The following is a 25,029-nucleotide window of genomic DNA, read 5'->3' on the forward strand; positions in this document are numbered from 1 at the left end:
GAAACCGGGGGGCCACTGGCCTGCCGAAACTCGACAGGTGGGGCAGCATGTCACTGGTGAGCCTTCGAACCTTGCCATCGGAAAATGGTCGATCGTCCCGAAAGGCTGCTTCCTCCAAGAAACGACACAACGGGATATTCGGCGGTTACAACAACGTCGGCGACTATTCGAAGGCGTTCGACGAGATGTTCGACGCCCAGGGCAACGTGCGGGGTCCATACAAGGGCATCTTCGCCGAGCTTGCTCCTTCGGACGCGTCAGAACTCGCTGCGCGGTCCGAGGCGCTCGGCCGTGCGTTCATCGACCAGGGCATCACGTTCTCCCTATCCGGGCAGGAGCGACCGTTCCCGCTGGACCTGGTACCCAGGGTGATCTCGGCGGCTGAGTGGTCGCGCCTGGAGCGCGGCATCACCCAGCGCGTAAAGGCCCTCGAGATGTATCTCGACGACATCTACGGCGAGCAGGAGATCCTGCGCGACGGAGTGATCCCGCGCCGGCTCGTCACGTCGTGCGAGCACTTCCACCGCGAGGCGGCTGGCATCGTGCCGCCCAACGGCGTTCGCATCCACGTCGCGGGCATCGATCTGGTGCGTGACGGGCAGGGCACCTTCCGGGTGCTGGAGGACAACCTGCGCTCGCCGTCGGGGGTGTCGTATGTGATGGAGAACCGACGCACCATGGCGCGGGTCTTCCCCAATCTATTCGCTACTCACCGCGTGCGCTCGGTCGGCGACTATGCGTCGCACCTTCTGCGCGCCCTGCGCAACGCGGCAGCCTCCAACGAGGCCGATCCGACGGTGGTCGTGCTGACGCCCGGCGTCTACAACTCGGCGTACTTCGAGCACTCGTTACTGGCTCGGCAGATGGGCGTCGAACTCGTCGAGGGCCGCGACCTGTTCTGCCGCGACAACACCGTGTACATGCGCACCACCGAGGGCGAGCGTCAGGTCGACGTCGTCTACCGCCGCATCGACGACGAGTTCCTCGACCCCATGCACTTCAAGCCCGATTCCGTCCTCGGTGTGGCCGGGATCCTGAATGCCGCACGCGCAGGCAACGTGGTGATCTCCAGTGCGGTGGGCAACGGGGTCGGCGACGACAAGCTCGTTTACACCTACGTCCCGACGATCATCGAGTACTACCTGGGTGAGAAGCCGTTGTTGGCCAACGTGGACACCTTCCGGTGCTGGCTCGACGACGAGCGGGAGGAAGTGCTCGACAGGGTCGAGGAACTCGTGATCAAACCCGTCGAGGGATCCGGCGGTTACGGCATCGTCTTCGGGCCGGATGCATCCGAGAAGGAACTGGCCACCATCACCAAGAAGATCCGCAGCGATCCGCGGGGGTGGATCGCACAGCCCGTCGTTCAGTTGTCCACGGTGCCAACGCAGATCGACGACAACCTTGCACCGCGGCACGTCGATCTGCGTCCCTTCGCGGTCAACGACGGCGACGACGTGTGGGTGCTTCCGGGCGGCCTGACGCGGGTGGCGTTGCCGGAGGGGTCGCTGGTGGTGAACTCCAGCCAGGGCGGCGGTTCGAAGGACACCTGGGTGCTCGCGTCCCGCACGTCGGCGGCCGACCGCGAGTTGGCCGCTGCCGAGGTCGTGCGCGCGCTGCCCAAGGCGGCCAAGGGCTCCTCCAAGGCCGAGAAGAACGGTGACGGCTCCTCGCAGCAACAGCAGTCCCAGGCGATGGGCCCGCAGGATCAGCAACAGCAACAGCAACAGCAACAGCAAGTGGTGGACTGATGCTGGCACGCAACGCGGAATCGCTGTACTGGATCGGCCGCTACGTCGAACGAGCCGATGACACCGCCCGAATCCTCGACGTCACCGTGCACCAGCTGCTCGAGGACTCCAGCGTCGACCCCGACCAGGCGTCGCGAACCCTCTTGAAGGTGCTCGGCATCGACCCGCCGGACACCGAGCTCGACCTGTGGTCCCTGACCGACCTCGTCGCATTCAGCCGCGACACCCAGGGCGGCTGTTCGATCGTCGAATCGATTTCGGCGGCGCGTGAGAATGCCCGCGGTGCAAGAGAAGTCACGTCAACCGAGATCTGGGAGTGCCTCAACACCACATACAACGCGCTACCGGAGCGCGAACGTGCCGCCAAGCGACTCGGGCCCCACGAATTCTTGTCCTACATCGAGGGCCGCGCGGCGCAGTTCGCCGGTCTCGCCGACTCCACACTGTCCCGCGACGACGGCTACCGCTTCATGTTGCTGGGACGGGCCATCGAACGCGTCGACATGATCGTGCGCCTGCTGTTGTCCCGCGTCGGCGACAGCGGGTCGTCGCCCGCCTGGGTGACGGTGCTGCGGTCGGCAGGCGCGCACGACACCTATCTGCGCACTTACCGAGGCGTGCTGGACGCGGGTCGCGTCGTCGAGTTCATGATGCTCGACCGGCTCTTCCCGCGGTCGGTGATGTACTCGCTTCGGTTGGCCGAACACAGCCTCGACGAACTGCACCACCGCAGGCTCAACCGCGTCGGCGCGACCGCCGAGGCGCAGCGCCTACTCGGCCGCGCCAGAAGCGAATTGGAATTCCTGCGACCGGGCGTGCTGCTGGAGTCCCTGGAGGAAACACTCGGCGCGCTGCAGACGACCTGCGCCGACGTCGGTGAGGCCCTGGCGGTGGAGTACTTCTACTCGGCGCCGTGGGTCGCGTGGACCGATGCCGGTCGAAGCGGCTCGCTGGTGATCGAAGAAGGGGAGGTTTGACGTGTGGCGCATGCGAGTCATCCACGCCACCGGCTACGCCTACAAGTCGCCGGTCACCGCGTCGTTCAACGAGGCCCGGCTGACGCCGCGCTCGGACTCCCGGCAGAACGTGGTGCTCAACCGGGTCGAGACGGTACCTGCTACCCGGTCCTATCGCTACGTTGACTACTGGGGAACGGCCGTAACGGCTTTCGACCTCCACGCTCCGCACGCTGAACTCGAAGTGACGGCGTCGTCGGTCGTCGAGACCGACAAGGGCGAACTGCCCGAGGAGAAGCTGACCTGGGAGGACCTGGCCTCGGCGGCGGTCAAGGACAAGTACGACGAGTACCTAGTGGCGTCGGAGTTCGTCCCGTCCAGCAGGCGTATGTCCCGCGTTGGTCAGCGCATCGCCAAGTACAACGACCCTCCGCAGGCGATCGTCGAGGCGGCGAAGTGGGTCCATGCCGAACTCGCGTACGTGCCGGGCACCACCGGCGTGCACTCGTCGGGTCTCGACGCGCTGCGCGAGGGCAAGGGCGTTTGTCAGGACTTCGCCCACCTGACGTTGATTCTGTTGCGCAGCATGGGTATTCCGGCACGCTACGTGTCCGGCTATCTACATCCGAACGCCAAGGCGAAGGTCGGTGACACCATCGACGGTCAGAGCCATGCGTGGATACAGGCGTGGACGGGTGGCTGGTGGAACTACGACCCCACCAACGACAAGGAGATCAACGAGCAATACATCAGCGTGGGCGTCGGCCGTGACTATCACGACGTGACCCCGCTCAAGGGCATCTACTCGGGGGAGGGGTCGACCGACCTCGACGTCGTCGTGGAGATCACCCGCCTGGCCTAGGGAGGAGCCGGCCCCCTAGGACACGCCTAACCGTGAGCGCTGACTTGGTCGACGGGTTGGGTCGGCCCGCCCCGTGGCAGCTTTTTCGCCGCGAAGTCCGCTGCCTGATCCGTCAGACCGTCGGCGATGTACATGCCATGGGCGCCGTTGTCGCTCCCACCCGGCGAGCAGACCGGGTCATCCGGGATGCACAGGTCGGTCGTCTTCGACGTGTAACGCGAGCCCACGTTGATTGGTGGCGCGCCGGTGTAGATCATCTGCAAGAATCCACTCGACGGCTTGCCGAACAAAGCGACCGCCGCGACGTGCTGGGCCACCCAGGGTGGCATCGGTCCGGTGAGGCCGGGTGGCAGATTGAACCCATTGGGGATGGCGTCCTCGGTGAGGTAGGCGGCCACCGCGGCGCCCTGCGAGTAACCGCCGACCACGATCTTCGTATCGGGGCAGTTCGTCGCCGTGTCACGAACCTTGTTGCCTGCGTCGATCACGCCGTCCGCAGCCGTGGCGAAGTCGAGCGACGCCGGATAATTCACCGGATACACGTCGACCGACTTGGCGCCGGTCCTAGCTTGGAGTGCGTCGACGAACGCCTGTCCGGTCGCACCGACGCCGGGCGGCTCGAACGTCCCCCGCGCGAACACCACCTCCACGTCCGGACATGGAGCGGCGTAGCCCGGAGAGGCAACGACGGCTGAACCCGTCCCTGCGGCCACCACTGACGCCACGATGGCGAAACAACGACTGAGTAGCTTCATGTCGACTATCCGATCTCGTACTCCACGCGGGCCGGCTCCGTTGCTCCCCAATAGACGGCAACGGTGTGCCCAGGAAATTCACATCGCAAACCTAGAAGCGTGAGAATTGTCCCGTTCGTTCCATTTCACGCTGAGGGAGGCGAACCGAACCTGCCGCTCGGACTCGTGTGTCGCGCACGCCAGGCAGGCGGTCCCACTCCTCCAGGGGCGAGTCTTCTGACGGGCCGATGTACGTCACCAAGGCCGCGTTGCCGTACCTGCTCAAAGCGGCCAGCGACAGCCCTCGCACCCTCGCCGACGTGGTCAACATCTCGTCGGTCGCCGGGGCGACCGTCAGGAGTTCACGACGCGCAACGTGCGGTTCTCGGTCATCGAGCCGGGACGCGCCGAGAGTGAACTGTTCGCCCAAAAAGACGGCCAGGAACAGGGTTTCATCGATGTATTCGGTGAGGTCGAGCCATTGCTTGCCGAGGACATCGCTGCGGCGGTCACGTTCATCGTGACCAATCCGCGCCGGGTCGCGGTCAACGAAATCGTCATCCTCCGATCGAAGTCGACTGCCTCACATGCGCTGAGCGCTGATCGTCGACTGCGACCGGACGTGCAGTCGCGTGCGGTCGGCGCGAAACAGGTCCACGGAGTATTCCCGGGCACGGCCATGCTGGTCGTAGCCGATGCGTTCCAGTTTGAGCACCGGCGTGTCTGCCAGCAGGCCGAGCATCGCGCCCTCTGCCTGCGGAACGGTGGCCATCTCGATCGACTCATCGGCGACGCAGATCTGCACGCCGAAGCGAGAATGCAGCGTCCGATAGATCGACTTCATCTCGGTGTCCAGCACACCTGCCAGTTCGGGACGCAGATACATCTGTTCGAGCGACAGCGTCTCGCCGTCGGCATGCCGAAGCCGAAGCAACGAGACCACCGACTCGTCCTCTGACAGACCCAGGGCCTCGCGCGCTCGGGACTGGGCACGCACCAGACCCGATCGCAGGACCGTGGTGCCATCACGAAACCCCTGCTCGTGCAGGATCTCTGGTATTCCCTTCACGGTGTTCAGGCTGCGAAGGACGCTGCGGCCACTGCAGTATGGGCGCGCCGCCTGCGGTGCGGCATCCCTGTACGGCACCTCCGTCAAATAAGCCCCACCCGAGCGTCCCCTGACCCGCCGGATCGTGCCGTCATTCTCGAGCAGGGCCAGCGCCTTGCGAACGGTGGTGCGTGACGTCTCCAGCCGTTCCGCCAGTGCACGTTCCGTCGGCATCCTCGACGCACCCATCTCGGCGAGTTCCGCTGCCAATCGTCTCAGCGCCTCATTGACGTGCTCATGCCGAAGCATGACCTGCTCCTTGTCGGCTGCAACCGTGGTGGTGATCAACCAGGCTAACTCCGAAGGTGTGACGTCGCATCTGGAGAGGAGTGCCCGCCGCGGACCCGCAGGCGCGATACACAGGGCATCGTTACGTGGACTTAACATCGGTCCCCCGAACCAGAAATGGTCTAGCCAGATGCTCTTGTGGTGAGCACGACACTGGAACAACGCGTCGGACTGGGCATGCAGCTGGCCCAGGATGCCGGACGGATCTCGCGCAAGTACTTCGAGGATCGCGACCTTGGAGTGCAAACCAAGGCCGACGGCACCCCGGTGACCGATGCCGACCGAGAGATCGAGCTCCTTCTCCGCGACGCGGTGCGGGCGGAGTTCGCCCACGACGGGTTCACCGGCGAGGAGTATCCGGACACCGATGGCGACAGCGGGTACCGCTGGATCGTCGACCCCATTGACGGTACGAAGTCCTTCATCCACGGTGTTCCGTTGTACGCCAACCTGATCGCGCTGCAGGAAGGCGACGAGATCGTGTTTGGCATCATCAACCTGCCCAGTGCACGAACCATCGTCCACGCCGAACGGGGCGGTGGCTGCTGGCGCAATGGCGTTCAGGTGCGGGTGTCGGGTCGTAGTGACCTCGACGGCGCGTACGTGATGGCGACGTGGTTGGAGGACTGGGAGTCGGAGGTCATCGACGATCTCCACGGCCGTGGGGTGGTGCTGCGCACCTGGGGCGATGCCTTCGGCTACGCGATGGTGGCGTGCGGCCGCGCCGATGCCGTGGTCGACTACACCGCACAGACCTTCGACCTGGCGCCGATGTCGGTGATCATCGAGGAGGCCGGGGGCAGGTTCACCAGTCTGGACGGCCGACGGGTGTTCGACGCCCGAAACGGGATGGCCAGCAACGGAATCGTCCACGACGAACTGCTGGCCTACGTAGCCCCGCGGACCGCGTCCGCGATTCATTCGCCAACGACGAACTAGTACAGAGGGATTCGATCATGAAAGAACGTATCAGAGGCTTCAGTCGCCGATCCGTCGTCACCTTTTTCGGAGCGTTCTATGCACTCGCTCTGCTCTTCGCGCTCTTTCCACCGCTGTACCTATGGGGCAGCGGCATTCGCTTCGAGATCCTCGGGCTCCCGTTCTCGATCGTGTACTGGATCTTGAACGCACTCGTCCTCGGGCTCACCCTGACGGCGTTCTACGTCGTAGAAGACATCCGCGGCGAACTCGACGACGACTCGCTAGAGCCCACCACCGAAGGTCTCGGAGGCTGACATGCTGATCATGCTCGCGATGTTGGCGGTGTTCTACGCGATCGTGGTCGCGATCTTGTATGTGTCGCAACAGAAGACGGCGCCGACCTTCGATGAGTACGCGGTCGGCGGCCGAAGCTACGGACCGTGGTACGTGGCGATGAGCTACGTCAACTCTTGGTGGCCCGGCTCCACGTTCATCGCGTTCTTCGGGCTCGCGACCGGCGCCGGTGTATTCGGCCTGTACGGCCTGGCCTACTCCACCCTTGGCGTGGCGATGATGTACTTCATGGCCACCCGCGCGTGGCGCTGGGGCAAGAAGTACGACCTGCGCTCACAGCCGGACCTGCTGGGCAAGCGGTTCGACTCGTCTGCGGTCAGGGTGGTCGCCAGCCTGATCGGCATCGTCTCGATCTTCCCGTGGGTCGTGCTCGGAATGCAAGCCCTCGGAACGGTTTTCGAACTGGCCAGCGATGGCGCGTGGTCGGTTACCACGTGTCTGCTGGTGGGGCTCGCGGTGATCGTCATCCGGCAGTACTGGACGGTCCGGATGGGCATGCGCGGCCTGATCATGACCGATGCCTTCCAGGGCACCGTCGCATACGTCTTCTCGGCGATTCTGTGCCTGGTGTTGCTGTCCGGCGCCGCGGGCGGCCCGATCAGCTTCGGCGACCTCAACGACGTCGCCGACAAGTACCTGATGCTGCCGGGTGACGGCGACGCCTACGGGCCGCTCTACATCTTCGCGCTGATCTTCACCGGGGTCATCGGATCACTTTGCTGGCCAACGAGTTTCCAGCGCATCTACACCGCGTCGAGCGTACGGTCCGTGAAGTCCGGCACGTTGTGCACCGTTCTCATCTCGGGCGTCTTCTACACGTTGCTGATGCTGGTGGGAATTGCGGCAACAGTGATGCCCGACGTGGTCGCGGCTCCGCAGGCCGGCTGGTTCACCATCATGACCGACTACGGCGGCACCTGGCTGCTCGGTCTTGGCATCACCATCGTCTTCGCCGCATCCATGGGCCACATCGACGGCAGCGTGCAGGTGTGCGGACTGCAGATCGCCAACGACCTGGTCAACACCGAGAAGCGCCCTCTTTCGGACAAGCAACTGACCTACGTCGCCAAGACCTCGATGGCGGTGTTCATGGTGCTGGCCGGCGTCGTGGCCTACCTGACCTTCAACCTGGACCGGCTGCAGCTACTCGCGCAGATCTCCTACCAGGGCGTGGTGCAACTGGCGGTGCCGCTGTTCCTCGGCATCTTCTGGCGGGGCGGCAACAAGCAGGGCGCGGTCGCAGGCATGGCCTCCGGCTTCGTCGTTGCGATGATCCTGACCTGGATCTATCCGGACGACATTCGCTGGCTGGGAAGTCTGACCGGCGGTATCGTCGGACTGGTGGTCAACCTGGCGGTCTTCCTGGGCGCCGCGGCATTCATCAACGCCGACGATTTCGAGAAGGCCAGGGTGAACGATATGTTCGAGGCCGCGAAGACCAGCGTCAAGGGCCCGACCCCAGTGCCCGACGTGTCGCTCGAGGGGCAATTGCACGACCTGGCCAAGGAGTCGCGGGAGGAAGCACTCGATGGTTGATCCGCGGTTCAAGTTGACCGATGAAGCGTTCCTCGCCGACTTCGCCGAGTTGTCGGCAATCGGAGCGACTGCCGCAGGCGGAGTGGACAGGGAAGCAGCCTCTGCGGCGGACGGAGCGGCGCGCGAGTGGCTACAAGGATGGTTCGGCGAACACGGGTTGCACTGCCGCGTCGACTCGGTCGGCAACATGTACGGCTGCGCGCAGACTGCCGAATCACCAGACGCTCCACACGTATTGGTCGGTTCCCACCTGGACAGCCAACCCACGTCCGGACGATTCGACGGTGCCTATGGAGTACTCGCAGGCGCTTATGCTGCGGCGGCAGTGGTCGCCGATCGCCCCGTCGGGGTGCGGCACAACGTCGCTGCGGTGAACTGGTTCAACGAGGAAGGGTCGCGATTCTCGCCGAGCCTGATGGGCAGCGCGGTCTTCATAGGCAAGCTCGGCGCCGACGAGGTCCTCGACACCGTGGGCAAGGACGGTGTGGCAGTGGGGGAGGCTTTGCGCGGCATCGGTTTCCATGGCAGCGATACCGCCCCCGAGGCGATTGGTTACGCGGAGATCCACATCGAACAGGGCCGGACACTGGTCGACGCCGGCCTCGACGTCGGCGTCGTCACCCACAACTGGACGGCCTACAAGTACACCATCACCGTGCACGGTGAGCAGTCCCATACCGGTGCGACCCACATGCGGTATCGGCGGGACGCCCTCGTCGGCGCCAGCCAGGTGGTGCTGGCGGTCCGGGCGGCGGCCACCGAGTTCGGTCCCGACACGGTGCTGGGATCGGTCGGAAGGATGACCGTCGAACCGAACTCACCCGTGGTGGTCCCTGCGCGGGTTCGGCTGTCCGCGGACCTGCGCGCCCTCAAAGACGAGGACCTGGCCGCCGCGCATCGGTCCTTGATGGCGCGCATCGCCGAGATCGAGCAGCAGGGAGAAGTGGGCATCACCATCGAATCCGCCGCCCTGCGACCGTCGACCCGCTACCAGGACGCCGGCATTGCGCTGGCCGGTGCGGTCGCCGACGATCTCGGGCTGAGCTGGCGGGAGCTGCCCACCATGGCAGGACATGACTCGGTGAACCTCAAGGACGTGGTGCCGACCGTGATGCTCTTCGTCCCCAGTATCGACGGCGTATCGCACAACGAACACGAATACACCTCCGACGCACAGATTCTCGCCGGCGTCCACATGCTGACTCTGACGACCCGCCGGATGATGACCGGCGCGCTCGAGGCGGCGACCGTCACGTGACCGACGACGTGCTCGACGCCGAAGCGGACGCGGTCCGGGCCGGCTATCGCAGCGGTGCGTTGACGCCGGTGGACGTCCTCGAGCGCACCCTGGACCGCATCGAATCGCGCAATCCGGTCATCAACGCGATGGCGCACGTCGATGCCGTGGGGGCGCAGACCGCCGCACTGGCGTCGGCCGGGCGGTGGGCGCTCGGTCGTCCGCTGGGTCCGATGGACGGGCTGCCGGTGACGATCAAGGACAGCGTCAATGCCGTCGGCATGCCGTGGCGCCACGGCTGCGCCGCCAACGCCGAACTGCCCGACGCGACTACCGATTCCCCGCCTGCTGCGCGATTGAAGGAGGCAGGCGCGGTCATCGTCGGGAAGACGACGATGCCGGACTTCGGCATGATGGCCGCCGGGGTCAGCTCCCTCTACGGGATCACCCGCAACCCGTGGGACCCGTCCCGCAACACCGGCGGGTCGAGCGCCGGTGCCGGTGCATCCCTGGCCGCGGGCATCGGGTTCTCCTCCGTCGGGTCCGACATCGCCGGTTCGGTGCGGTTGCCGGCGGGGCATTGCGGCTTGGTGGCGCTGAAGCCCACCCAGGGTCGCATTCCCCACGTCGCACCCTCTGTCATGCGGTCGGCTGGGCCGATGGGCAGGACCGTCGACGACGTCATCGACCTCTTTGACGTACTGACCCGGCCCGACCCACGTGACGTCTGGAGCCTGGCACAGGAAGCCGAGTCGTCGACTCGGGACGCGTTGGAGCCACACCGGCTTCGCATCGGGGTGTTGACCGATCTCGGCCACGGGTACGGGGCGGATGACGCGGTGCTGTCGGTCGTGGCCGACGCCGCGGAGGCATTGCGCGCCGAAGGTGCTGCCGTCTCGGCAGTCGCGCCCGTCTTCGGGCAGAATCCGTACCCGGCGCTGGATCGACTGTTCCAGGTGCGTGCGCTGGCGGAGCTCGAATCCATCCCAGCCCCGCGGCGGGAGTTGGTGTACGCGGCCATTCGGCAGTGGTGTGCGCCCGCCGCTGATTACCGCGCCACCGACTTGACCCGGGACACCGAGGCCGTCGCACGCTCGGCCGAGCGGATGCGAGAGGCCTGCTCCGGATTCGACTTCGTGATCTCACCCGTCCTGCCGATGGTCGGTTTCCCCGCCGAAAAGTGTGGCCTGGACGAGTCACAGCCGCTGGGGCACTGTGGCTTCACCGCCTGGTTGAATCAGACGGCGCAGCCCGCGGCGGCTTTGTGCTTTGGCATGGCGTCCGAAATGCCAGTCGGCATCCAGGTGATTGGGCCCAGATTTGCCGACCGCAGCGTGCTGCGGTTGACCAAATGGCTGGAGCTCGCGCGACCGTTCGCCATCACGTGGCCCGCACCGGAGGCGGCGGTCCCTGCGGGACGGAACAGATCGTGACGACTTCGGCCCCGCCGGCGATAGTCGCGCCTCTGCACGCCATGGGCCTGTTCACCGACACGGAAATCACCGTCGAGGCCACACCGACCATGGCCAGCCCGAGTTGGTGGGGGGCGGACTCGGAATGCTTCGACGTCCGCAGCGCCGACGAATCCCAGCCGTTGCAGACCGTCTTCGTCAAGTCGATGATCGGACACGCTCATCGTTACGTCGACGTTGGTCAGGCATTCTCGGCCGCTGACGAGGCGGGCCGGTGCGGAGTGGGACCCGAGGTGCACGCGGCGGATGTCGCGACCGGGGTGCTGGCCTTGGCGAACTTCCTCGACTGCGCATCGACGGCCACCCTGGACGTCTTCGACGACGATGAACGGCTGGAGCAGCTGATCGAATTGCGAAGGCGGGTGCAGGGTTTCACTTCGATCACCCGGGCTGCCAGCGTGTTCGACGACATCCGGGCACTGTCCACGTTGGTCGATGCGAGCGCCGTGTCGCTGCCGAAGGACTTCGAGTGGATGGTGCGCCAGCTCGACATGGCCGAGAAGCGCATCGTTGCCACGGGTTTCGACCAGGTGCCCTGTCACGGCGACGGCAACGTATCCAATGTGCTGCTTGTCGACGGTGGCGGCATGCTCTTGGTCGATTGGGACGTCGCGGCGCGAATGGACCCGTTGCAGGATGTCGGCGTGGTGTTGGCGGAGGTCCGGCCGTTCGACTCGGATGCCCGGGTGGCCTTCGAGATGGCGTGGGGCAGCTACGACCAGTCGTTGTTCGATCGTGCCCGCGTGTATGGCTTCGCGGACCTCGTGAGGTGGGGACTGGTCGGCGCCTACGCCGACGCGGCCCGACCGGGTACGCTCGAGTACTCGAAGTTCTCCGATTGGCAATTCCTGCGGGCTCGCGCCGGGTTGGGGGACGGGCACTTCCACGACCGTCTGAGGAACCTGTGACAACGGCCGCGACAACGTCAGACACCATTGGAAACCGGGTGGTCGGCACAGCTCGCACCGATGTCGAGCGCCGCGTCGAGGAGGTGCTGCAGGCGATCGCGCCATGGCAGGGCAGCCGGGTGGAGTACGCCCCCGTGTTGGGTGGGCTGCAGAACAGCAACTGGCGTATCACCGTCGAGGGAGTCGACAAGCGGTACTTTCTGAAGATTCCAGGTGACGGCAGTGACGCCTTCATCGACCGCGTCGTGGCCAACGAGGCGACCCGTCGGGCAGGCGAACGCGGGATCGGGCCAGAGTTGGTGCACTTCGATCCCGACACCGGCGTCGAAGTGATCGAGTTCCTCGAAGGCTACCGGGCCTGCACGAACGGGGATTTCAAAGACCCCGGGATTCCGCACCAGATCATCGACCTCTATCGGGTGTTGCACGACGGTGCGCTGCTCAGTGCGACCAAGACGGTGTTCGACATGATCGAGGAGCATCTGGACGGCGTCGAGCAGCACACGGTGAGATTGCCCGCCGACGCCGAACTGATCCTGGGCGAGTATCGGGTGGCGAAGTCGGCGCTGCTGGCATCTGGCCTGGACCTGGTGGCCTGCCACAACGATCCGATGCCGGGAAACTTCCTGGTCGCCGACGGTAGGCCGATGAAGATGGTCGACTACGAATTCGCCTCGAACAACGAGCGCGCCTACGAACTCGCGCTGCTGACCACGGAGATGTTCTACGGAGAAGAGCAGATCCTCGAGCTCGTGGAGGCCTTGTACGGCAAGGTGGACTTCGCGCTGCTGTCACGGGTTCAGGTGTGCAGCGCGCTGGCGGACACCAAGTGGGGATTGTGGGCGTGCGTGAACCAGAAGCTCAGCTCTGCTTGGGATTTCGACTATCACAAGTACGGTTGTTGGAAGCTGATGCGCGCTCGAATGAAGATGTCCGACCCGCGATGGCCTTTCTGGCTCAAGGCGCTGTAGTCGCCGCCGGATGTACTTCGACCCTGTGCAGGTCGTCGCCGAGTTCTATCCGGCCGTCGAAGGCGGTGGCCGCGAGGGCGCGCCAGTCCTCCTCCTGGCCGGGTGTCGGCGGCGGTACGTAGTGGGTGAGTATCAGCGTGCCGACGCGGGCGCGCGCCGCAGTCGCTGCCGCCTCCTGCACCGACGAGTGATAGTCGAGGATGTCCCTGATCCGTTGCGGCGGCAGCAGCTGCACCAGATCCTTCCGGATGACGGTGTGCACCAACGCGTCTGCGCCGGCAGCCAGTGCGTCCAGACTGTCGCACGGAACCGAGTCGCCGGCCAGGACCACAGTGGCGCCGTCGTATTCGATCCGGAAGCCGATCGTCGGTTCGACCGGGCGGTGGTCGGTCGGGGCCGCCAGGACGGTGACGCCGCCCTGTTCCCACACGACCCCGTGCCGGAATTCGTGGACCTCGATTGCCGGCGGTTCGGTGATGTCGGCGTGGTGAGCGATGCGGTAGCCGATGTCGGGACCCAGTGCGGCCAGCGTCGCGGCCACGACGGCTCCCGTCCCCGGCGGCCCGATCACCGGCAGGGGAGTGCGGGTGAAGGTGGTGACCCACCGCGTGGTGATGACGTCGGACAGGTCGGTGATGTGATCACTGTGCAGATGCGTCAGCAGTAGGGCCGTGATGTTGGCCGCTCCGATGCCGATCGCCGCCGCCCGCATCAACACGCCGCGACCGCAGTCGACGAGAAACGTCTGATCGCCGGCCCGAACCAAGGTCGAGGGTCCCGCACGATCGGGGTCGACCATGGGACTGCCGGTGCCCAACAGGATGGTCTCGATCACGGCCCCAGGTATACAGGCACTCCCACGGCGAGCGAGGACGTTCGTCGGTTATTCGCGGCCAGCCGACACCCATGCCAAGTCGGCGGACCGATGTCCCGACACCGCGGTGGCCGCGGAATCGAGCCTCGCGAGTTGGCCGTCGTCGAGCGCCACGTCCAGCGAGCCGAGATTCTCCTCGACACGCGCGGCACGGCGGGTGCCTGGGATCGGCACGGCTGCCACCCCGAACTCGTCGGCGCGGTAACGCAGCCAGGCCAGGGCGACCTGCGCTGCAGTGGCCTCCCGCTCGTCGGCCACGGCCCAGATCACGTCTACCACCGCGAGATTGGTCTCGAGCGCGTCGTCGGAGAACCGCGGCAGGTTGCGCCGGAAGTCCGACGACTCCTTCAGGTCGGCGCTGGATCGCACGGTGCCGGTCAGGAATCCTCTGCCCAACGGTGAGTACGGGACGAAGCCCACGCCGAGTTCGGCGGCCGCAGGGACGACGTTGGCTTCGACGTCCCGGCTCCAGATCGACCACTCACTCTGGACGGCGGCGATGGGGTGGACCGCGACGGCGGCGCGCAGTTCGTCGGCGGTCACTTCGGAGAGGCCGAGGTGGCGGACCTTGCCCGCGGTGACCAGCTCGGCCATCGCGCCGACGGTCTCTTCGATCGGCACTCTCAGGTCGCGCCTGTGCACGTAGTACAGGTCCACCACGTCGGTCTTCAGACGGTCCAGGCTCTCGTCGATGCTCTGTCGCACGTACGCGGCGTCGCCGCGAGCTGCCGGTTTACCTGCCGCACGGTCTGCGGGGTTGCCGACGATGCCGAACTTGGTGGCGAGCGTCACCTCGTCGCGCCGGTCGGCGAGCAGTCCGGCGATGAGTCGCTCATTGGCCCCGCCGCCGTAGACGTTGGCGGTGTCGATGAACGTCGCTCCCAGATCGACGCTGCGATGCAGTGTCGCGAGCGATTCGGTGTCGTCGACCTCGCCGTACACCGGGGTCAGCGCCATGGCGCCGAAACCGACCGCACTCACGGTCAGATCATCGCCGAGCGTCACGGTTTCGGTCATGTGCATCCCCTTTGGTCTGACGTTCTGACTGCTCTCCAACCGCTTCTGCAACCGACGTCGTCAGTGATGTGTTCCGGGTAGGGCTTTCCCCTTGGAGCGATCGGACCTAGCCTTGTGTGACCCACGTCACCAAGGAGGCGCCAGTGCGTATCGCAGACGTGTTGAAGAACAAGGGTGCCGGTGTGTTGACCATTGCGCCAGACACGCTGGTCAGCGACCTGCTGAATGGTCTCGTCACCCGCAATGTGGGAGCGATGGTGGTGGTCGGTCCCGAGGGGCTGATCGGCATCGTGTCGGAGCGCGACGTCGTGCGGATGCTGCACGAACACGGTGCGGCCGCTCTCGGTCGATCCGTGGCGGACATCATGACGAGTCAGGTGATCACGTGCTCGCCGGAGGATTCCGTCGACAGCCTCAGCGGTCTCATGACCACCAACCGGGTGCGGCACGTACCGGTGCTGGAGAACGGCCAGCTGGCCGGGATCGTGAGCATCGGCGACGTCGTGAAGACCCGGATGGAGGCGTTGCAGGCCGAGCGCGAACAGTTGGAGGCCTACATCACCCAGGGATGAGAGCATCGATGGCGTGCAGGCGAGACGCGCGACCCATGCCGATGTCCGTGCCCTTTCGAAGACGCTGGGACGGGCCTTCTTCGATGACCCCGTGATGTGCTGGATGCTGCCCGATGCGGATGCGCGCCGCCGCAAGTTGCACAAGCTGTTCGAGGCGTTGACGCGCCATCATCACCTGGCCCGCGGCGGCGTCGAGGTTGCACCCGACGACGACGGCGGCATTGGCGGCGCGGCCCTGTGGGATCCGCCGGGTGAGTGGCGCCAGACGCGTGGCGAGGAGTTGCGGGCGATGCCGGGATTGCTCCTTGCCTTCGGCAGGTCCTTGCGTCGTGGCCTGGTCGCCGAGGAGATGATGAAGGCGGCGCATCCGGAGGAGCCGCATTGGTATCTCGCGGTCATCGGTAGTGATCCCGACGTGCGGGGGAAGGGTTTCGGGCAGGTGCTGATGCGCTCGCGCCTCGACCGCTGCGATGCCGAGCACGCGCCCGCCTACCTGGAGTCCAGCAACCCCGACAACGTCCCCTACTACCAGCGGTTCGGCTTCGAGGTCACCGGCGAGATCACGTTGCCCGACGGCGGGCCCAGTCTGGTTCCCATGTGGCGCCCGGCGCGCTGACCAACTGGCGAGGGTGCGCGGACTGCCGTGAGTTGCGGCGTGTCGCCGTGCAGACGCGCACGCTCGCGGGGGGCGGGACCACTCGTAGGGGATCAGCTCCAGGAGTACTCGGCCCGCAGCCGTGCCGCTACGGCCTCGAACCTCTCGCGGTCGAGGATGGCGCCCTCGCGGCGGATGCCATCCTCGGGCACGTCGAGGATGCGATCCAGCCGCACCCAGCTGGCCCGGCCCTCGGAGTCCCAGCTGCCGCTTCCTATTCCAACCCAGCCGCGTTCGGCCACGTGGCGCTCCTGACTGGACAGCATCAGCCCGAGCAGCGTGCTGCTGTCGCGACCGACGACCAGTACGGGGCGGTCCTTGCCGCGGGACGGATCCTCCTCGTAGACCACCCACGTCCACACGATCTCGCCGGGGTCCGCGCGGCCGTCCAGGTCGGGCGCGTAGGACACCCTGCGGGCTCGATGGGCGGTGGGGACGCTGTCCTTCGTGACGGGACGCCCCGTGGTGATCGCAGGCGCAGATTCGGGCGAGGTGCCGCTCAGGACACTGATGCCCGCGTCGATACTCATCTTGATGCCCTGGCCGATGGCGCGCGGCACGCTCTCCGGGTTCTGCAGCTGACGGATGATCTTCGGCGCCTCTTTGAACACCAACTGCTCAGTGCCCTTGAGAAGCCGCTGCCACGGGCTCCGCTGCGACGCCATCAGACGAGCATATGTGAGCGGTCGTTTCCGGAGGGCAGGAGCGAAGCGACCGGGGGATGTCACGACGCGATTGTGTCGATGTGGTGCCGGCTCGATATCCTGACGGGACGCAGCACGCGCTGCCCACGTAGCCCCACCAGGAGATTCCCATCAGCAGCTTCGCCGACAAGACCTTCACTGCGCCGGCGCAGATTCGGAACTTCTGCATCATCGCCCACATCGATCACGGCAAGTCGACGCTGGCCGACCGCATGCTCGGCATCACCGGAGTGGTGGCGGACCGGGACATGCGGGCGCAGTACCTCGACCGGATGGACATCGAGCGTGAACGCGGCATCACGATCAAGGCGCAGAACGTGCGACTGCCGTGGGTCGTCGAAGACGGTGAAGGCCGAGGTGAATACGTCCTGCACCTGATCGACACCCCCGGCCACGTCGACTTCACCTACGAGGTGTCGCGTGCGCTGGAGGCGTGTGAGGGAGCGGTCCTACTCGTCGACGCCGCCCAGGGCATCGAGGCGCAGACGCTGGCGAACCTCTACCTGGCGCTGGACCGCGGGCTGACGATCATCCCGGTGCTCAACAAGATCGACCTGCCTGCGGCCGACCCGGACCGCTACGCGGGCGAGATCGCCCACATCATCGGGTGCGAGCCCGAAGAGGTGCTCCGGGTGTCCGGCAAGACCGGCGTCGGGGTCAGGGAGTTGCTCGACGAGGTGGTGCGCCTGGTGCCTGCGCCCGTGGGTGACGCCGACGCCCCCGCCAGGGCGATGATCTTCGACTCGGTCTACGACATCTACCGCGGCGTCGTGACGTACGTCCGCGTGGTCGACGGCACGCTGGTCCCACGCGAGAAGATCAAGATGATGTCCACCGGCACCACGCACGAGCTGCTCGAGGTCGGCATCGTCTCACCCGATCCCAAGCCCAGCGTGGGCCTTGGAGTCGGCGAGGTCGGGTACCTCATCACTGGCGTCAAGGACGTCCGGCAGTCCAAGGTCGGGGACACCATCACGACCGCACGCAACGGCGCCACCCAGGCGCTGACCGGTTACCGCGAACCCAGGCCGATGGTCTACTCGGGCCTCTACCCGGTCGACGGCTCCGACTATCCGAACCTGCGCGACGCGCTCGAGCGGCTGCAGCTCAACGATGCCGCCCTGACGTGGGAGCCGGAGACGTCGGTGGCGCTGGGCTTCGGTTTCCGCTGCGGGTTCCTTGGCCTTCTGCACATGGAGATCACCAGGGAACGGCTCGAGCGCGAGTTCGATCTCGACCTGATCTCGACGGCGCCCAACGTCGTCTACCGGGTGGTGAAGGACGACGGCACGGAGCTCGTCGTGACCAACCCCTCGGACTGGCCCGACGGCAAGGTCGGTGCGGTCTACGAACCCGTGGTCAAGACGACGGTCATCGCGCCCAGCGAGTTCATCGGCACGATCATGGAGCTGTGCCAGTCGCGCCGCGGGGAGCTCGGTGGCATGGACTATCTCTCACCGGAACGCGTCGAGCTCCGTTACACGATGCCGTTGGGCGAGATCATCTTCGACTTCTTCGACTCGCTGAAGTCGCGTACCCGCGGCTACGCCAGCCTCGACTACGAGGAAGCCGGCGAGCAGGAGGCGGATCTGGTGAAGGTCGACATCCTGCTGCAGGGCGAGCCGGTGGACGCATTCAGTGCGATCGTGCACAAGGATGGCGCCGCCGCTTACGGCAACAAGATGACCACCAAACTGAAGGAACTCATCCCGCGCCAGCAGTTCGAAGTGCCGATTCAAGCGGCGATCGGGTCGAGAATCATTGCCCGCGAGAATATTCGGGCGATCCGTAAGGACGTGCTGAGCAAGTGCTATGGCGGCGACATCACTCGCAAGCGCAAGCTGCTGGAGAAACAGAAGGAGGGCAAGAAGCGGATGAAGACCATCGGACGGGTCGAGGTGCCGCAGGAAGCCTTCGTCGCTGCGCTGTCGGCCGACGCCGCCAGTGACAAACCGAAGAAGTAAACCTGATGCTGGCCAAGGCAGGGCCGGGGCGTTGATGGGGCGCGCACGGGCCGCGTTCGCCGTCGCCATAGCCGTTGCCGCGTCGTCCGGTTGCACCACCACCGTCCCGGGAATCGCCGTCCGCGATGCGGATGCCGCGCCGACCGACGTCCGGCCGATTCAAGAGTCGCAACTCGACGACGTGATGCTGAACGTCGGGCAGCTCAACGGCATCGTCGGGGCCACGGAGCTGAAGGTCGTCGTCAACAACCAGGAGATGTCCGACAACGCCGAGGCCGTCTCCGATCCGGACTGCCTCGGCTCGATCTTCGGGGCCGAGGATCTCGTGTACCGGTACAGCGACTGGACTGCGGTGCGCGATCAGGTGGCGCGCGAGCCGGGAGACGCCAACAAACACTGGATCGAACAGACCGTCGTGCTCTATCCGACGGAGAAGCTGGCGAAGGACTTCGTCGCCGCCGCCACGTCCTCCTGGCGAGACTGCAGCGGGTTCTCCCTGGCCGTCGACGACCAGACGACGAGCTCGATCTGGCTGATCGACGACGTGTCCGTTCGGGACGACGTGGTCACCCAGGTCGTCGCGCAGGAGGACTCCGACGGATGGGAGTGCCAACACGCCCTGACGTCGGTGGCGAACCTCTCGATCGAGGCGCTCGCGTGCGCCTTCGGAATCGACGACGAGGCCGTCGAGGCCGTCGATGCGCTCATCGCGAACGCGGCCAGAAGGTAACGCCGCCGCCGCTTGAAACCACGGTGATTCCAACTGTTCACCGAGTCGTCTAGCGGCCGCGCCGGCCACGAAAATCGCTGACCGGCAAGCCATTACGCCACACCGTCACCGCCATCCGGGTGCGTCCCGGTGCGCGGGCGACGCCGTCGGCCCCAGGCGCGGGCGAGCGTCACGACTTAGGGTTCGAGGTGTCATGATCGAAGCCGAATACCACCGCTATACGGTCAGCGCGTGGTGGCCGTGGATCGCTCTGGTCCTTGGCGTCGTGGCCATCGTCCTCGGTGGAATCCTCTTCTCCCACTAGGCCAACGGTGCCGCCGACGCCGTCGACGGCCCACACCGTGACCTCCGCAACCCGTTAGGGAGACCATGCCCGCACCAGCTGCGAACCGTCCGTTGTACTTCTCCGCGTTCGTGATGAACACGCCGTCGCACGTGATCCACGGATTGTGGCGCGATCCGGAAGCGGCGAACGACGAGATCAACTCACTGAAGCACTGGGTTGAACTCGCCCGCTACCTGGACCAGGCGGGTTACGACCAAATGTTCTTCGCTGACGTCACCGGATTGCGCTCGCCGTGGAACGGGTCCTACGAGCTGGTCGCCGAGCAGGGTATGCAGATCCCGACCAATGACCCGTCGGTGCTGATCTCGGCCCTGGCCGCTGCCACCGAGAATCTGGGACTGGTGTACACCAGCTCGATTGCCCAGAACCTTCCTTTCGACTTCGCCCGCCGCATCTCGACGCTCGACCACTACACGGCGGGCCGGGTTGGCTGGAACATCGTCACCAGTTTCTCCGACAACACCTATCGCAATTTCGGGCACGACAAGCTCGTCGAACACGACCTGCGCTACGAGATCGCCGAAGAGTACGTCGATGTGGCGTACAAGCTGTGGGAGGGCTCGTGGGACGAGGACGCCCTGCGTGTGGACAAGCAGGCCGGCGTGTACTCCGATCCGTTGAAGATCCACAAGATCAACCACGTCGGCCCGCACTACTCGGTGGAGGGGCCGCACTTCGTGACGCCCTCGCCGCAACGCACCCCGGTGTTGTTCCAGGCGGGTGCGTCGCCGGTGGGGCAGCGCTTCGCGGCGCGCAACGCCGAGGGCGTCTTCATCTCCAGCCCCGACCCGGAGTCGGCCCACCGGCTGATCAACGAAACTCGTGAGCTGGCAGCTGGTTACGGGCGTGACCCGTATGACGTGAAGTTCTTCCAGGGGCTGTCGCTGATAGTGGGCCGCACCGCCGACGAGGCCAGGGAGAAGGAAGCCCGGATGGAGGAGCTGGTGTCCCTCGAAGGGGTGCTTTGCCACATCCTCGGTGATGCCGGCATCGACGCGGGCGCGCTGCCCCTGGACACGCCCCTGTCGGATCTCGGCGAGTTCCGCGGTGTGCAGGGCTGGGTCCGGTGGGCGGGGGAGGCCGCGGGTACCGCTGAACCCACCATCGCCGACCTGGGCCGGGCGTTCGAACGCAGCAGCCGGATCGTGGGATCACCGGTTGAGGTCGCCGACAAGCTCGAGGAGTGGCGCGATGCGGGCATCGACGGGGTGAACGTGTTTCACGCCGTGCGACCGGGGACGTTCAAGGACATCGCGGAGCAGCTCTTCCCCGAACTGCGTAGGCGTGGCCTGCTCAGTGCCGACAAGACGGGGACGTTGCGGCACAAGCTGTCCGGCGGAGGCGCTGACCGCCTGCCCTCAACCCATCCCGCCGCGAAGTACCGCGGCGCGTTCACCGACAACTCGCTGGCCGACAAGATCTCCGAGCCGTTGTCGGTGCCCGCGCGGGTGTGACTCAGCCCAGCGCGTTGCCGTCCTGTCGGACGATGGTCTCCACCTCGGCCCGCAGGCGGCCCAGCTCCGCGCGCTGCTCGTCGGTGTAGTCGCGCGCGGCGTCGTCCAGCACGCACACCGTTCCGACGACGGCGCCATCCGCATCGTGGACCGCGAGGCCCAGGTAGTTGTGCAAGCCGAACTCGGTCTCGTCCTCGTTGCCTGCGAACGTCGCGTCCTCGCGCGAGTCGCGAACGAACAGTTCCGAGTCCGCGTTCACGACGCGCTCGCAGTACAGCGGCACCCGGTGCCCGTCATCGCCTGCCTTCTTGCCCGCCGCCCCGACGGTGTAGTGCTGGGTGGCCTCACCAGCGGTGGCGGCGACGACCATCGAGTCGGGCTCGGAGCGCATCACCAGGACGGACTTCACGTCGAGCTTCTTGGCGAGGGCGTCCAGTTTGGCCGTGATCGCAGACAGGCCGGCGGTGGTGTCGGTGCGGTGGGGTTCGGGGGTGCTCACCTGACCATGATCACCCGTCCCGCTGGCCGGGGTGGGTCGATTTCCTCGGACTGATCGCAACCCCGCCTCCCGAGCCGGCCCGGCTTAGGTTTGCTCACCGTCCTGCCACTACGGCTTCCGTGGACGTACCGGTGCGTCCTCGACTAGCTCGCCGAGTGCACGCTTGTTGACGGCGTTACTCGCGATTCGCGTGCAACAAGCGTACTTTCGGCGCTTCACGGCAACGTGATTCGGCGCCTGCTCGCTACCTCGCCGAACCGTCGACGATGCGGCGGACGGCGTCGAGGAAGACATCGATCTCGTCGAAGGTGTTGTAGAAGGCGAACGACGGCCGCACGGTGGCTTCGAGCCCGAGTCGGCGCAGGATGGGTTGTGCGCAATGGTGCCCGGCTCGCACGGCGATCCCTTCGGCGTTGAGCGCCTTGCCGACCTCGAGGGGTTCGTGTCCAGCTAGCACGAACGAGAGCACGCTGGCCTTCTCGTGTGCGGTTCCGACCAGGCGGATCCCCGGGATGTCAGCCAGCCGTGGTGTCGCGTACTCGAGCAGGGCGTGTTCGTGGGCGGCGATGCGTTCGATGCCGATGCGTTCGACGTAGCGCAGCGCCTCGCCGAGGCCGACCGCGTCGGCGATGTTGCCGGTGCCTGCCTCGAACTTGTTCGGCGGCCCCTGATACAGCGATCGTTCCAGCGTGACGTCGGCGATCATGTTGCCGCCGCCCTGCCACGGTGGAGTCTCGGCGAGGGCTTCCGCGGTGCCGTATAGCACTCCGATGCCGGTCGGGCCCAAGATCTTGTGCCCGGAGAACACGAAGAAGTCCGCGCCGAGATCCTCGACGTCGATCGGTAGGTGGGGAATCGACTGGGCACCGTCGATCAGGACCCTGGCCCCGTAGCGGTGACCGAGTTCGACGATCTGCTTGGCCGGGGTGACGGTGCCCAGTGCGTTGGAGACGTGGGTCGCCGCGACCAGTTTGGTCTTCGGTCCGAGCAGGTCCTGGAACTGCGGCATCAGTAGGTTGCCCGCGTCGTCCACCGGGGCGACCTTCAACACCGCGCCGGTGCGTTGGGAAAGCTGTTGCCAGGGAACGAAGTTGGCGTGATGCTCCAGGTGTGTCACGACGATCTCGTCGTCCTCGGTCAGATGCTTGCCGCCCCACGCGTAGGCCACCAGGTTGATGGCCTCGGTGGTGCCGCGGACGAAGATGACCTGCTCGCTGGTGGCGGCGCCGATGAACCGCCGCACGGTGGCGCGGGCGTCTTCGTAGGCATCGGTGGCGCGGGCGGCGAGTTCGTGCGCGGCGCGGTGGATGTTGGAGTTCTCGTGGGCATAGAAGTAGGCCAGCCGGTCGATCACGGCTTGGGGCTTCTGCGTCGTCGCAGCATTGTCGAACCAGATCAACGGCTTGCCGTTGACCGTCTCACGCAGGATCGGAAAATCCGCCCGGACGGTCTCGACGTCGAACACCTCGTGGCTGCCCGGCACAGCGCTCGGCGCCGGGCCGTCGGACTGCGCGTGCGGCGTGAGGAAGTGGTAGTCGGACTCGGTCGTCGACGGTGCGGGGGCGCCGGACCATTCGAGGTTCGGCACCGTGGGTGCCCCCACCGGCCAGCTGGGAACCGGCCCGGGCGGTGCGGCCGATGCCGGCGCCGCGGTCGAGGGTCCACCGGCGAGCACCCCGGGCTGGGTCGGCACGATGGCCGACGAGGGGATCGCGTAGGGGCCGAGCGTATTCGCGGCCGTCAACCCCGCCGACGGACCTGCGGTCACATCGGGCGCCGAACCGCGGGGAGCCACCGGCGCGGTCTGCGGCAGCCCCTGCGGGGCAGGCGAACTCGGAGCAGGCACGTAGGCATTGCCGACGGGGACCGCGGGCAACGACGGGGGGTACGGATCCGAGAGCCCCCCGGCAGTTGCAGCGGCAGAAGCCGGTGCGGTCACATTGCCGCCGCCGCCGCGAGGAGCAATCAGTCCGCTCTGTGGGGGACTGTCGGGACCGGGCCGGATGCTGGCCGCGAACAACTGCGTCGCCAGCTCGGCGAGCTCCGAAGCACCTATCGGTAGATCGCTCTCCGCGTCGACGGAGCGGTACTCACTCGTACTCATGGAACTGGTCCACGGCCACGTCCTCGAGGACCGCGAGCGCATCGTCGGTCAGCACGGCCAGCGAGGAGTACAGCGTGACCAGATAGGACGCGATCGCGCTGCGGTTGATCCCGGTGAACCGCACCGACAATCCCGGCGCCTGCTCACCGACCAGCCCCGGCGGGAACAACCCCACCACGCCTTGGCGCTCCTCACCCGTGCGGACCAGGATGAACTTGGTCTTGCCATCGGAGACCGGAACCTTGTCCGACGGCACGATCGGAATACCGCGCCACGTGATGAACTGCGCACCAAACAGATTGACCACCACCGGAGGCACCCCGCGACGAGTGGCCTCGCGTCCGAACGCAGCCACTCCCAACGGGTGGGTCAAGATGAAACTCGGCGTCTTCCACACCTTGGTGATCAGAGCATCCAGATCATCGGGCGTCGGCGCCCCGCCCAACGTCTGGATCGTCTGCTCCGGGATCACCTGCGCCAACAGGCCATACTCCGCGTTGTTCACCAGCTCGAACTCCTGGCGCTCCTTGATCGTCTCGATCGTCAGGCGCAGCTGCTGAGTGATCTGATCATGCGGGCTCGAATACAGATCCGAAACCCTGGTGTGCACGTCCAACAGCGTCGAAATGGCACGCAGCGTGTACTCACGCGGGCTGGTCTCGTAATCGACATAGGTCTGCGGCAACGGCTCGTCGCCCAACCCCTCATCAGCGTGAATCGCCACCTGATCCGGGTTCACCACCCGGTTGACCCGGTAGATGCCCGCCTCCACCGGCACCCAGCTCAGCAGGTGCAACAGCCACCGCGGCGTAATAGTGGAAAGCTGGGGAACAGTCTTTGTCGCGTTGGCTAGCTGCCTGGCGGCTAGATCGCCAAGTGCCTGTGACTCGTTCTGAGCCGACGTCATCGTGGTCCTTCCGTCGTGGACTGCTGGTCGGAGGTCGGATCGCAGGACGCTGACCGACCGGGGGCGCCGCACCGAGCCATGGCAAGTGTAAAACTCACCGTGATT

23 protein-coding genes are annotated in these 25,029 nt (G+C 66.0%); 15 read left to right on the forward strand and 8 right to left on the reverse strand.

Features of this window, described 5'->3' with window-relative positions:
- The first annotated feature begins 185 nt into the window (after nt 1-185).
- From QOI01_RS31445 to QOI01_RS31455, 3 genes are read left to right on the forward strand one after another with little or no spacing between them, the layout of a single operon-like run.
- Nucleotides 186-1,751 carry a circularly permuted type 2 ATP-grasp protein gene (locus tag QOI01_RS31445; protein WP_526387420.1) on the forward strand — a complete coding sequence of 522 codons (1,566 nt, stop codon included), beginning with the start codon at nt 186-188 and terminating at the stop codon, nt 1,749-1,751.
- Complete coding sequence (locus QOI01_RS31450; RefSeq protein ID WP_526387378.1) at nt 1,751-2,728, forward strand: alpha-E domain-containing protein; 978 nt, start codon at nt 1,751-1,753, stop codon at nt 2,726-2,728. The genes QOI01_RS31445 and QOI01_RS31450 overlap by 1 nt, the downstream gene beginning before the upstream one ends.
- A 1-nt stretch (nt 2,729) precedes the next feature.
- On the forward strand, nt 2,730-3,569 hold the full coding sequence (locus tag QOI01_RS31455; RefSeq protein ID WP_526387380.1) for a transglutaminase-like domain-containing protein: 840 nt from the start codon (nt 2,730-2,732) through the stop codon (nt 3,567-3,569).
- Nucleotides 3,570-3,595: 26 nt separating this feature from the next.
- Here the strand turns inward: QOI01_RS31455 and QOI01_RS31460 are convergent, their stop codons facing one another.
- Together QOI01_RS31460 and QOI01_RS31465 are read right to left on the reverse strand one after the other, a co-directional pair.
- A complete protein-coding gene (locus tag QOI01_RS31460) occupies nt 3,596-4,324 on the reverse strand; it encodes a cutinase family protein (RefSeq protein ID WP_526387382.1) in 729 nt (242 codons plus the stop codon).
- Nucleotides 4,325-4,886: 562 nt separating this feature from the next.
- Nucleotides 4,887-5,660: a GntR family transcriptional regulator gene (locus QOI01_RS31465; protein WP_526387384.1), complete on the reverse strand. Its 774-nt coding sequence runs from the start codon at nt 5,658-5,660 to the stop codon at nt 4,887-4,889.
- 180 nt (nt 5,661-5,840) lie between these two features.
- Here QOI01_RS31465 and QOI01_RS31470 point away from each other — a divergent pair, with 180 nt between their 5' ends.
- Genes QOI01_RS31470 through QOI01_RS31500 form a run of 7 tightly spaced genes read left to right on the forward strand, consistent with a single transcriptional unit; the run spans nt 5,841 to nt 13,098 of the window.
- Nucleotides 5,841-6,638 carry an inositol monophosphatase family protein gene (locus QOI01_RS31470; protein WP_526387386.1) on the forward strand — a complete coding sequence of 266 codons (798 nt, stop codon included), beginning with the start codon at nt 5,841-5,843 and terminating at the stop codon, nt 6,636-6,638.
- Nucleotides 6,639-6,655: 17 nt separating this feature from the next.
- Nucleotides 6,656-6,934, forward strand: a complete 279-nt coding sequence (locus tag QOI01_RS31475; RefSeq protein ID WP_526387387.1) for a hypothetical protein — start codon at nt 6,656-6,658, stop codon at nt 6,932-6,934.
- A gap of 1 nt (nt 6,935) precedes the next feature.
- Nucleotides 6,936-8,510 carry a sodium:solute symporter family protein gene (locus tag QOI01_RS31480; protein WP_526387389.1) on the forward strand — a complete coding sequence of 525 codons (1,575 nt, stop codon included), beginning with the start codon at nt 6,936-6,938 and terminating at the stop codon, nt 8,508-8,510.
- Nucleotides 8,503-9,768, forward strand: coding sequence for a M20 family metallo-hydrolase (locus QOI01_RS31485; protein WP_526387391.1), 1,266 nt, complete (start codon nt 8,503-8,505; stop codon nt 9,766-9,768). Before QOI01_RS31480 ends, QOI01_RS31485 begins: the two co-directional genes overlap by 8 nt.
- A complete protein-coding gene (locus tag QOI01_RS31490) occupies nt 9,765-11,180 on the forward strand; it encodes an amidase (protein ID WP_526387393.1) in 1,416 nt (471 codons plus the stop codon). Before QOI01_RS31485 ends, QOI01_RS31490 begins: the two co-directional genes overlap by 4 nt.
- On the forward strand, nt 11,177-12,127 hold the full coding sequence (locus QOI01_RS31495) for a phosphotransferase (RefSeq protein WP_526387395.1): 951 nt from the start codon (nt 11,177-11,179) through the stop codon (nt 12,125-12,127). The genes QOI01_RS31490 and QOI01_RS31495 overlap by 4 nt, the downstream gene beginning before the upstream one ends.
- A gap of 38 nt (nt 12,128-12,165) precedes the next feature.
- On the forward strand, nt 12,166-13,098 hold the full coding sequence (locus QOI01_RS31500; RefSeq protein WP_526387397.1) for a phosphotransferase: 933 nt from the start codon (nt 12,166-12,168) through the stop codon (nt 13,096-13,098).
- On the opposite strand, the gene QOI01_RS31505 is transcribed toward QOI01_RS31500, so the two are convergent.
- Complete coding sequence (locus tag QOI01_RS31505; protein WP_526387399.1) at nt 13,085-13,933, reverse strand: ribonuclease Z; 849 nt, start codon at nt 13,931-13,933, stop codon at nt 13,085-13,087. The two genes, QOI01_RS31500 and QOI01_RS31505, sit on opposite strands and share 14 nt — an antisense overlap.
- 48 nt (nt 13,934-13,981) lie before the next feature.
- On the reverse strand, nt 13,982-14,989 hold the full coding sequence (locus tag QOI01_RS31510; RefSeq protein ID WP_526387401.1) for an aldo/keto reductase: 1,008 nt from the start codon (nt 14,987-14,989) through the stop codon (nt 13,982-13,984).
- A gap of 143 nt (nt 14,990-15,132) precedes the next feature.
- On the opposite strand from QOI01_RS31510, the gene QOI01_RS31515 reads away from it, so the two are divergent.
- Nucleotides 15,133-15,561, forward strand: coding sequence for a CBS domain-containing protein (locus tag QOI01_RS31515; protein ID WP_526387403.1), 429 nt, complete (start codon nt 15,133-15,135; stop codon nt 15,559-15,561).
- 4 nt (nt 15,562-15,565) lie between these two features.
- Nucleotides 15,566-16,177 (forward strand): GNAT family N-acetyltransferase, encoded by a 612-nt coding sequence (locus QOI01_RS31520; RefSeq protein WP_526387422.1) that lies wholly within the window; start codon nt 15,566-15,568, stop codon nt 16,175-16,177.
- Nucleotides 16,178-16,269: 92 nt separating this feature from the next.
- On the opposite strand, the gene QOI01_RS31525 is transcribed toward QOI01_RS31520, so the two are convergent.
- Nucleotides 16,270-16,881, reverse strand: coding sequence for a type II toxin-antitoxin system PemK/MazF family toxin (locus tag QOI01_RS31525; protein WP_526387405.1), 612 nt, complete (start codon nt 16,879-16,881; stop codon nt 16,270-16,272).
- 143 nt (nt 16,882-17,024) lie between these two features.
- Here QOI01_RS31525 and lepA point away from each other — a divergent pair, with 143 nt between their 5' ends.
- From lepA to QOI01_RS31540, 3 genes are all read left to right on the forward strand, one after another.
- Nucleotides 17,025-18,884: a translation elongation factor 4 gene (gene lepA / locus QOI01_RS31530; RefSeq protein ID WP_526387424.1), complete on the forward strand. Its 1,860-nt coding sequence runs from the start codon at nt 17,025-17,027 to the stop codon at nt 18,882-18,884.
- A gap of 34 nt (nt 18,885-18,918) precedes the next feature.
- Complete coding sequence (locus tag QOI01_RS31535) at nt 18,919-19,614, forward strand: sensor domain-containing protein (protein ID WP_526387407.1); 696 nt, start codon at nt 18,919-18,921, stop codon at nt 19,612-19,614.
- Between the two features lie 369 nt (nt 19,615-19,983).
- Nucleotides 19,984-21,414, forward strand: a complete 1,431-nt coding sequence (locus QOI01_RS31540; protein ID WP_526387408.1) for an LLM class flavin-dependent oxidoreductase — start codon at nt 19,984-19,986, stop codon at nt 21,412-21,414.
- Nucleotide 21,415: 1 nt separating this feature from the next.
- Here QOI01_RS31540 and QOI01_RS31545 read toward each other — a convergent pair whose 3' ends face one another.
- From QOI01_RS31545 to QOI01_RS31555, 3 genes are all read right to left on the reverse strand, one after another.
- Nucleotides 21,416-21,913: a GAF domain-containing protein gene (locus QOI01_RS31545; protein ID WP_526387410.1), complete on the reverse strand. Its 498-nt coding sequence runs from the start codon at nt 21,911-21,913 to the stop codon at nt 21,416-21,418.
- Between the two features lie 244 nt (nt 21,914-22,157).
- Nucleotides 22,158-24,017 carry a family 2A encapsulin nanocompartment cargo protein cysteine desulfurase gene (locus QOI01_RS31550; RefSeq protein WP_526387412.1) on the reverse strand — a complete coding sequence of 620 codons (1,860 nt, stop codon included), beginning with the start codon at nt 24,015-24,017 and terminating at the stop codon, nt 22,158-22,160.
- Nucleotides 24,004-24,924 carry a family 2A encapsulin nanocompartment shell protein gene (locus QOI01_RS31555; RefSeq protein WP_526387414.1) on the reverse strand — a complete coding sequence of 307 codons (921 nt, stop codon included), beginning with the start codon at nt 24,922-24,924 and terminating at the stop codon, nt 24,004-24,006. The genes QOI01_RS31550 and QOI01_RS31555 overlap by 14 nt, the downstream gene beginning before the upstream one ends.
- Between the last annotated feature and the right edge of the window lie 105 nt (nt 24,925-25,029).

The organism is Mycobacterium sp., from assembly GCF_032162605.1.
Lineage (GTDB): Bacteria > Actinomycetota > Actinomycetes > Mycobacteriales > Mycobacteriaceae > Mycobacterium.

Bases quoted from the DNA above. Each gene is read 5' to 3' on its own strand.
- QOI01_RS31445 (WP_526387420.1), top strand. From the start codon at position 186: ATGTTCGACGCCCAGGGCAACGTGCGGGGTCCATACAAGGGCATCTTC.
- QOI01_RS31450 (WP_526387378.1), top strand. From the start codon at position 1,751: ATGCTGGCACGCAACGCGGAATCGCTGTACTGGATCGGCCGCTACGTC.
- QOI01_RS31460 (WP_526387382.1), bottom strand. From the start codon at position 4,324: ATGAAGCTACTCAGTCGTTGTTTCGCCATCGTGGCGTCAGTGGTGGCC.
- QOI01_RS31465 (WP_526387384.1), bottom strand. From the start codon at position 5,660: ATGCTTCGGCATGAGCACGTCAATGAGGCGCTGAGACGATTGGCAGCG.
- QOI01_RS31475 (WP_526387387.1), top strand. From the start codon at position 6,656: ATGAAAGAACGTATCAGAGGCTTCAGTCGCCGATCCGTCGTCACCTTT.
- QOI01_RS31480 (WP_526387389.1), top strand. From the start codon at position 6,936: ATGCTGATCATGCTCGCGATGTTGGCGGTGTTCTACGCGATCGTGGTC.
- QOI01_RS31485 (WP_526387391.1), top strand. From the start codon at position 8,503: ATGGTTGATCCGCGGTTCAAGTTGACCGATGAAGCGTTCCTCGCCGAC.
- QOI01_RS31510 (WP_526387401.1), bottom strand. From the start codon at position 14,989: ATGACCGAAACCGTGACGCTCGGCGATGATCTGACCGTGAGTGCGGTC.
- QOI01_RS31525 (WP_526387405.1), bottom strand. From the start codon at position 16,881: ATGGCGTCGCAGCGGAGCCCGTGGCAGCGGCTTCTCAAGGGCACTGAG.
- QOI01_RS31535 (WP_526387407.1), top strand. From the start codon at position 18,919: ATGGGGCGCGCACGGGCCGCGTTCGCCGTCGCCATAGCCGTTGCCGCG.
- QOI01_RS31540 (WP_526387408.1), top strand. From the start codon at position 19,984: ATGCCCGCACCAGCTGCGAACCGTCCGTTGTACTTCTCCGCGTTCGTG.
- QOI01_RS31550 (WP_526387412.1), bottom strand. From the start codon at position 24,017: ATGAGTACGAGTGAGTACCGCTCCGTCGACGCGGAGAGCGATCTACCG.
- QOI01_RS31555 (WP_526387414.1), bottom strand. From the start codon at position 24,924: ATGACGTCGGCTCAGAACGAGTCACAGGCACTTGGCGATCTAGCCGCC.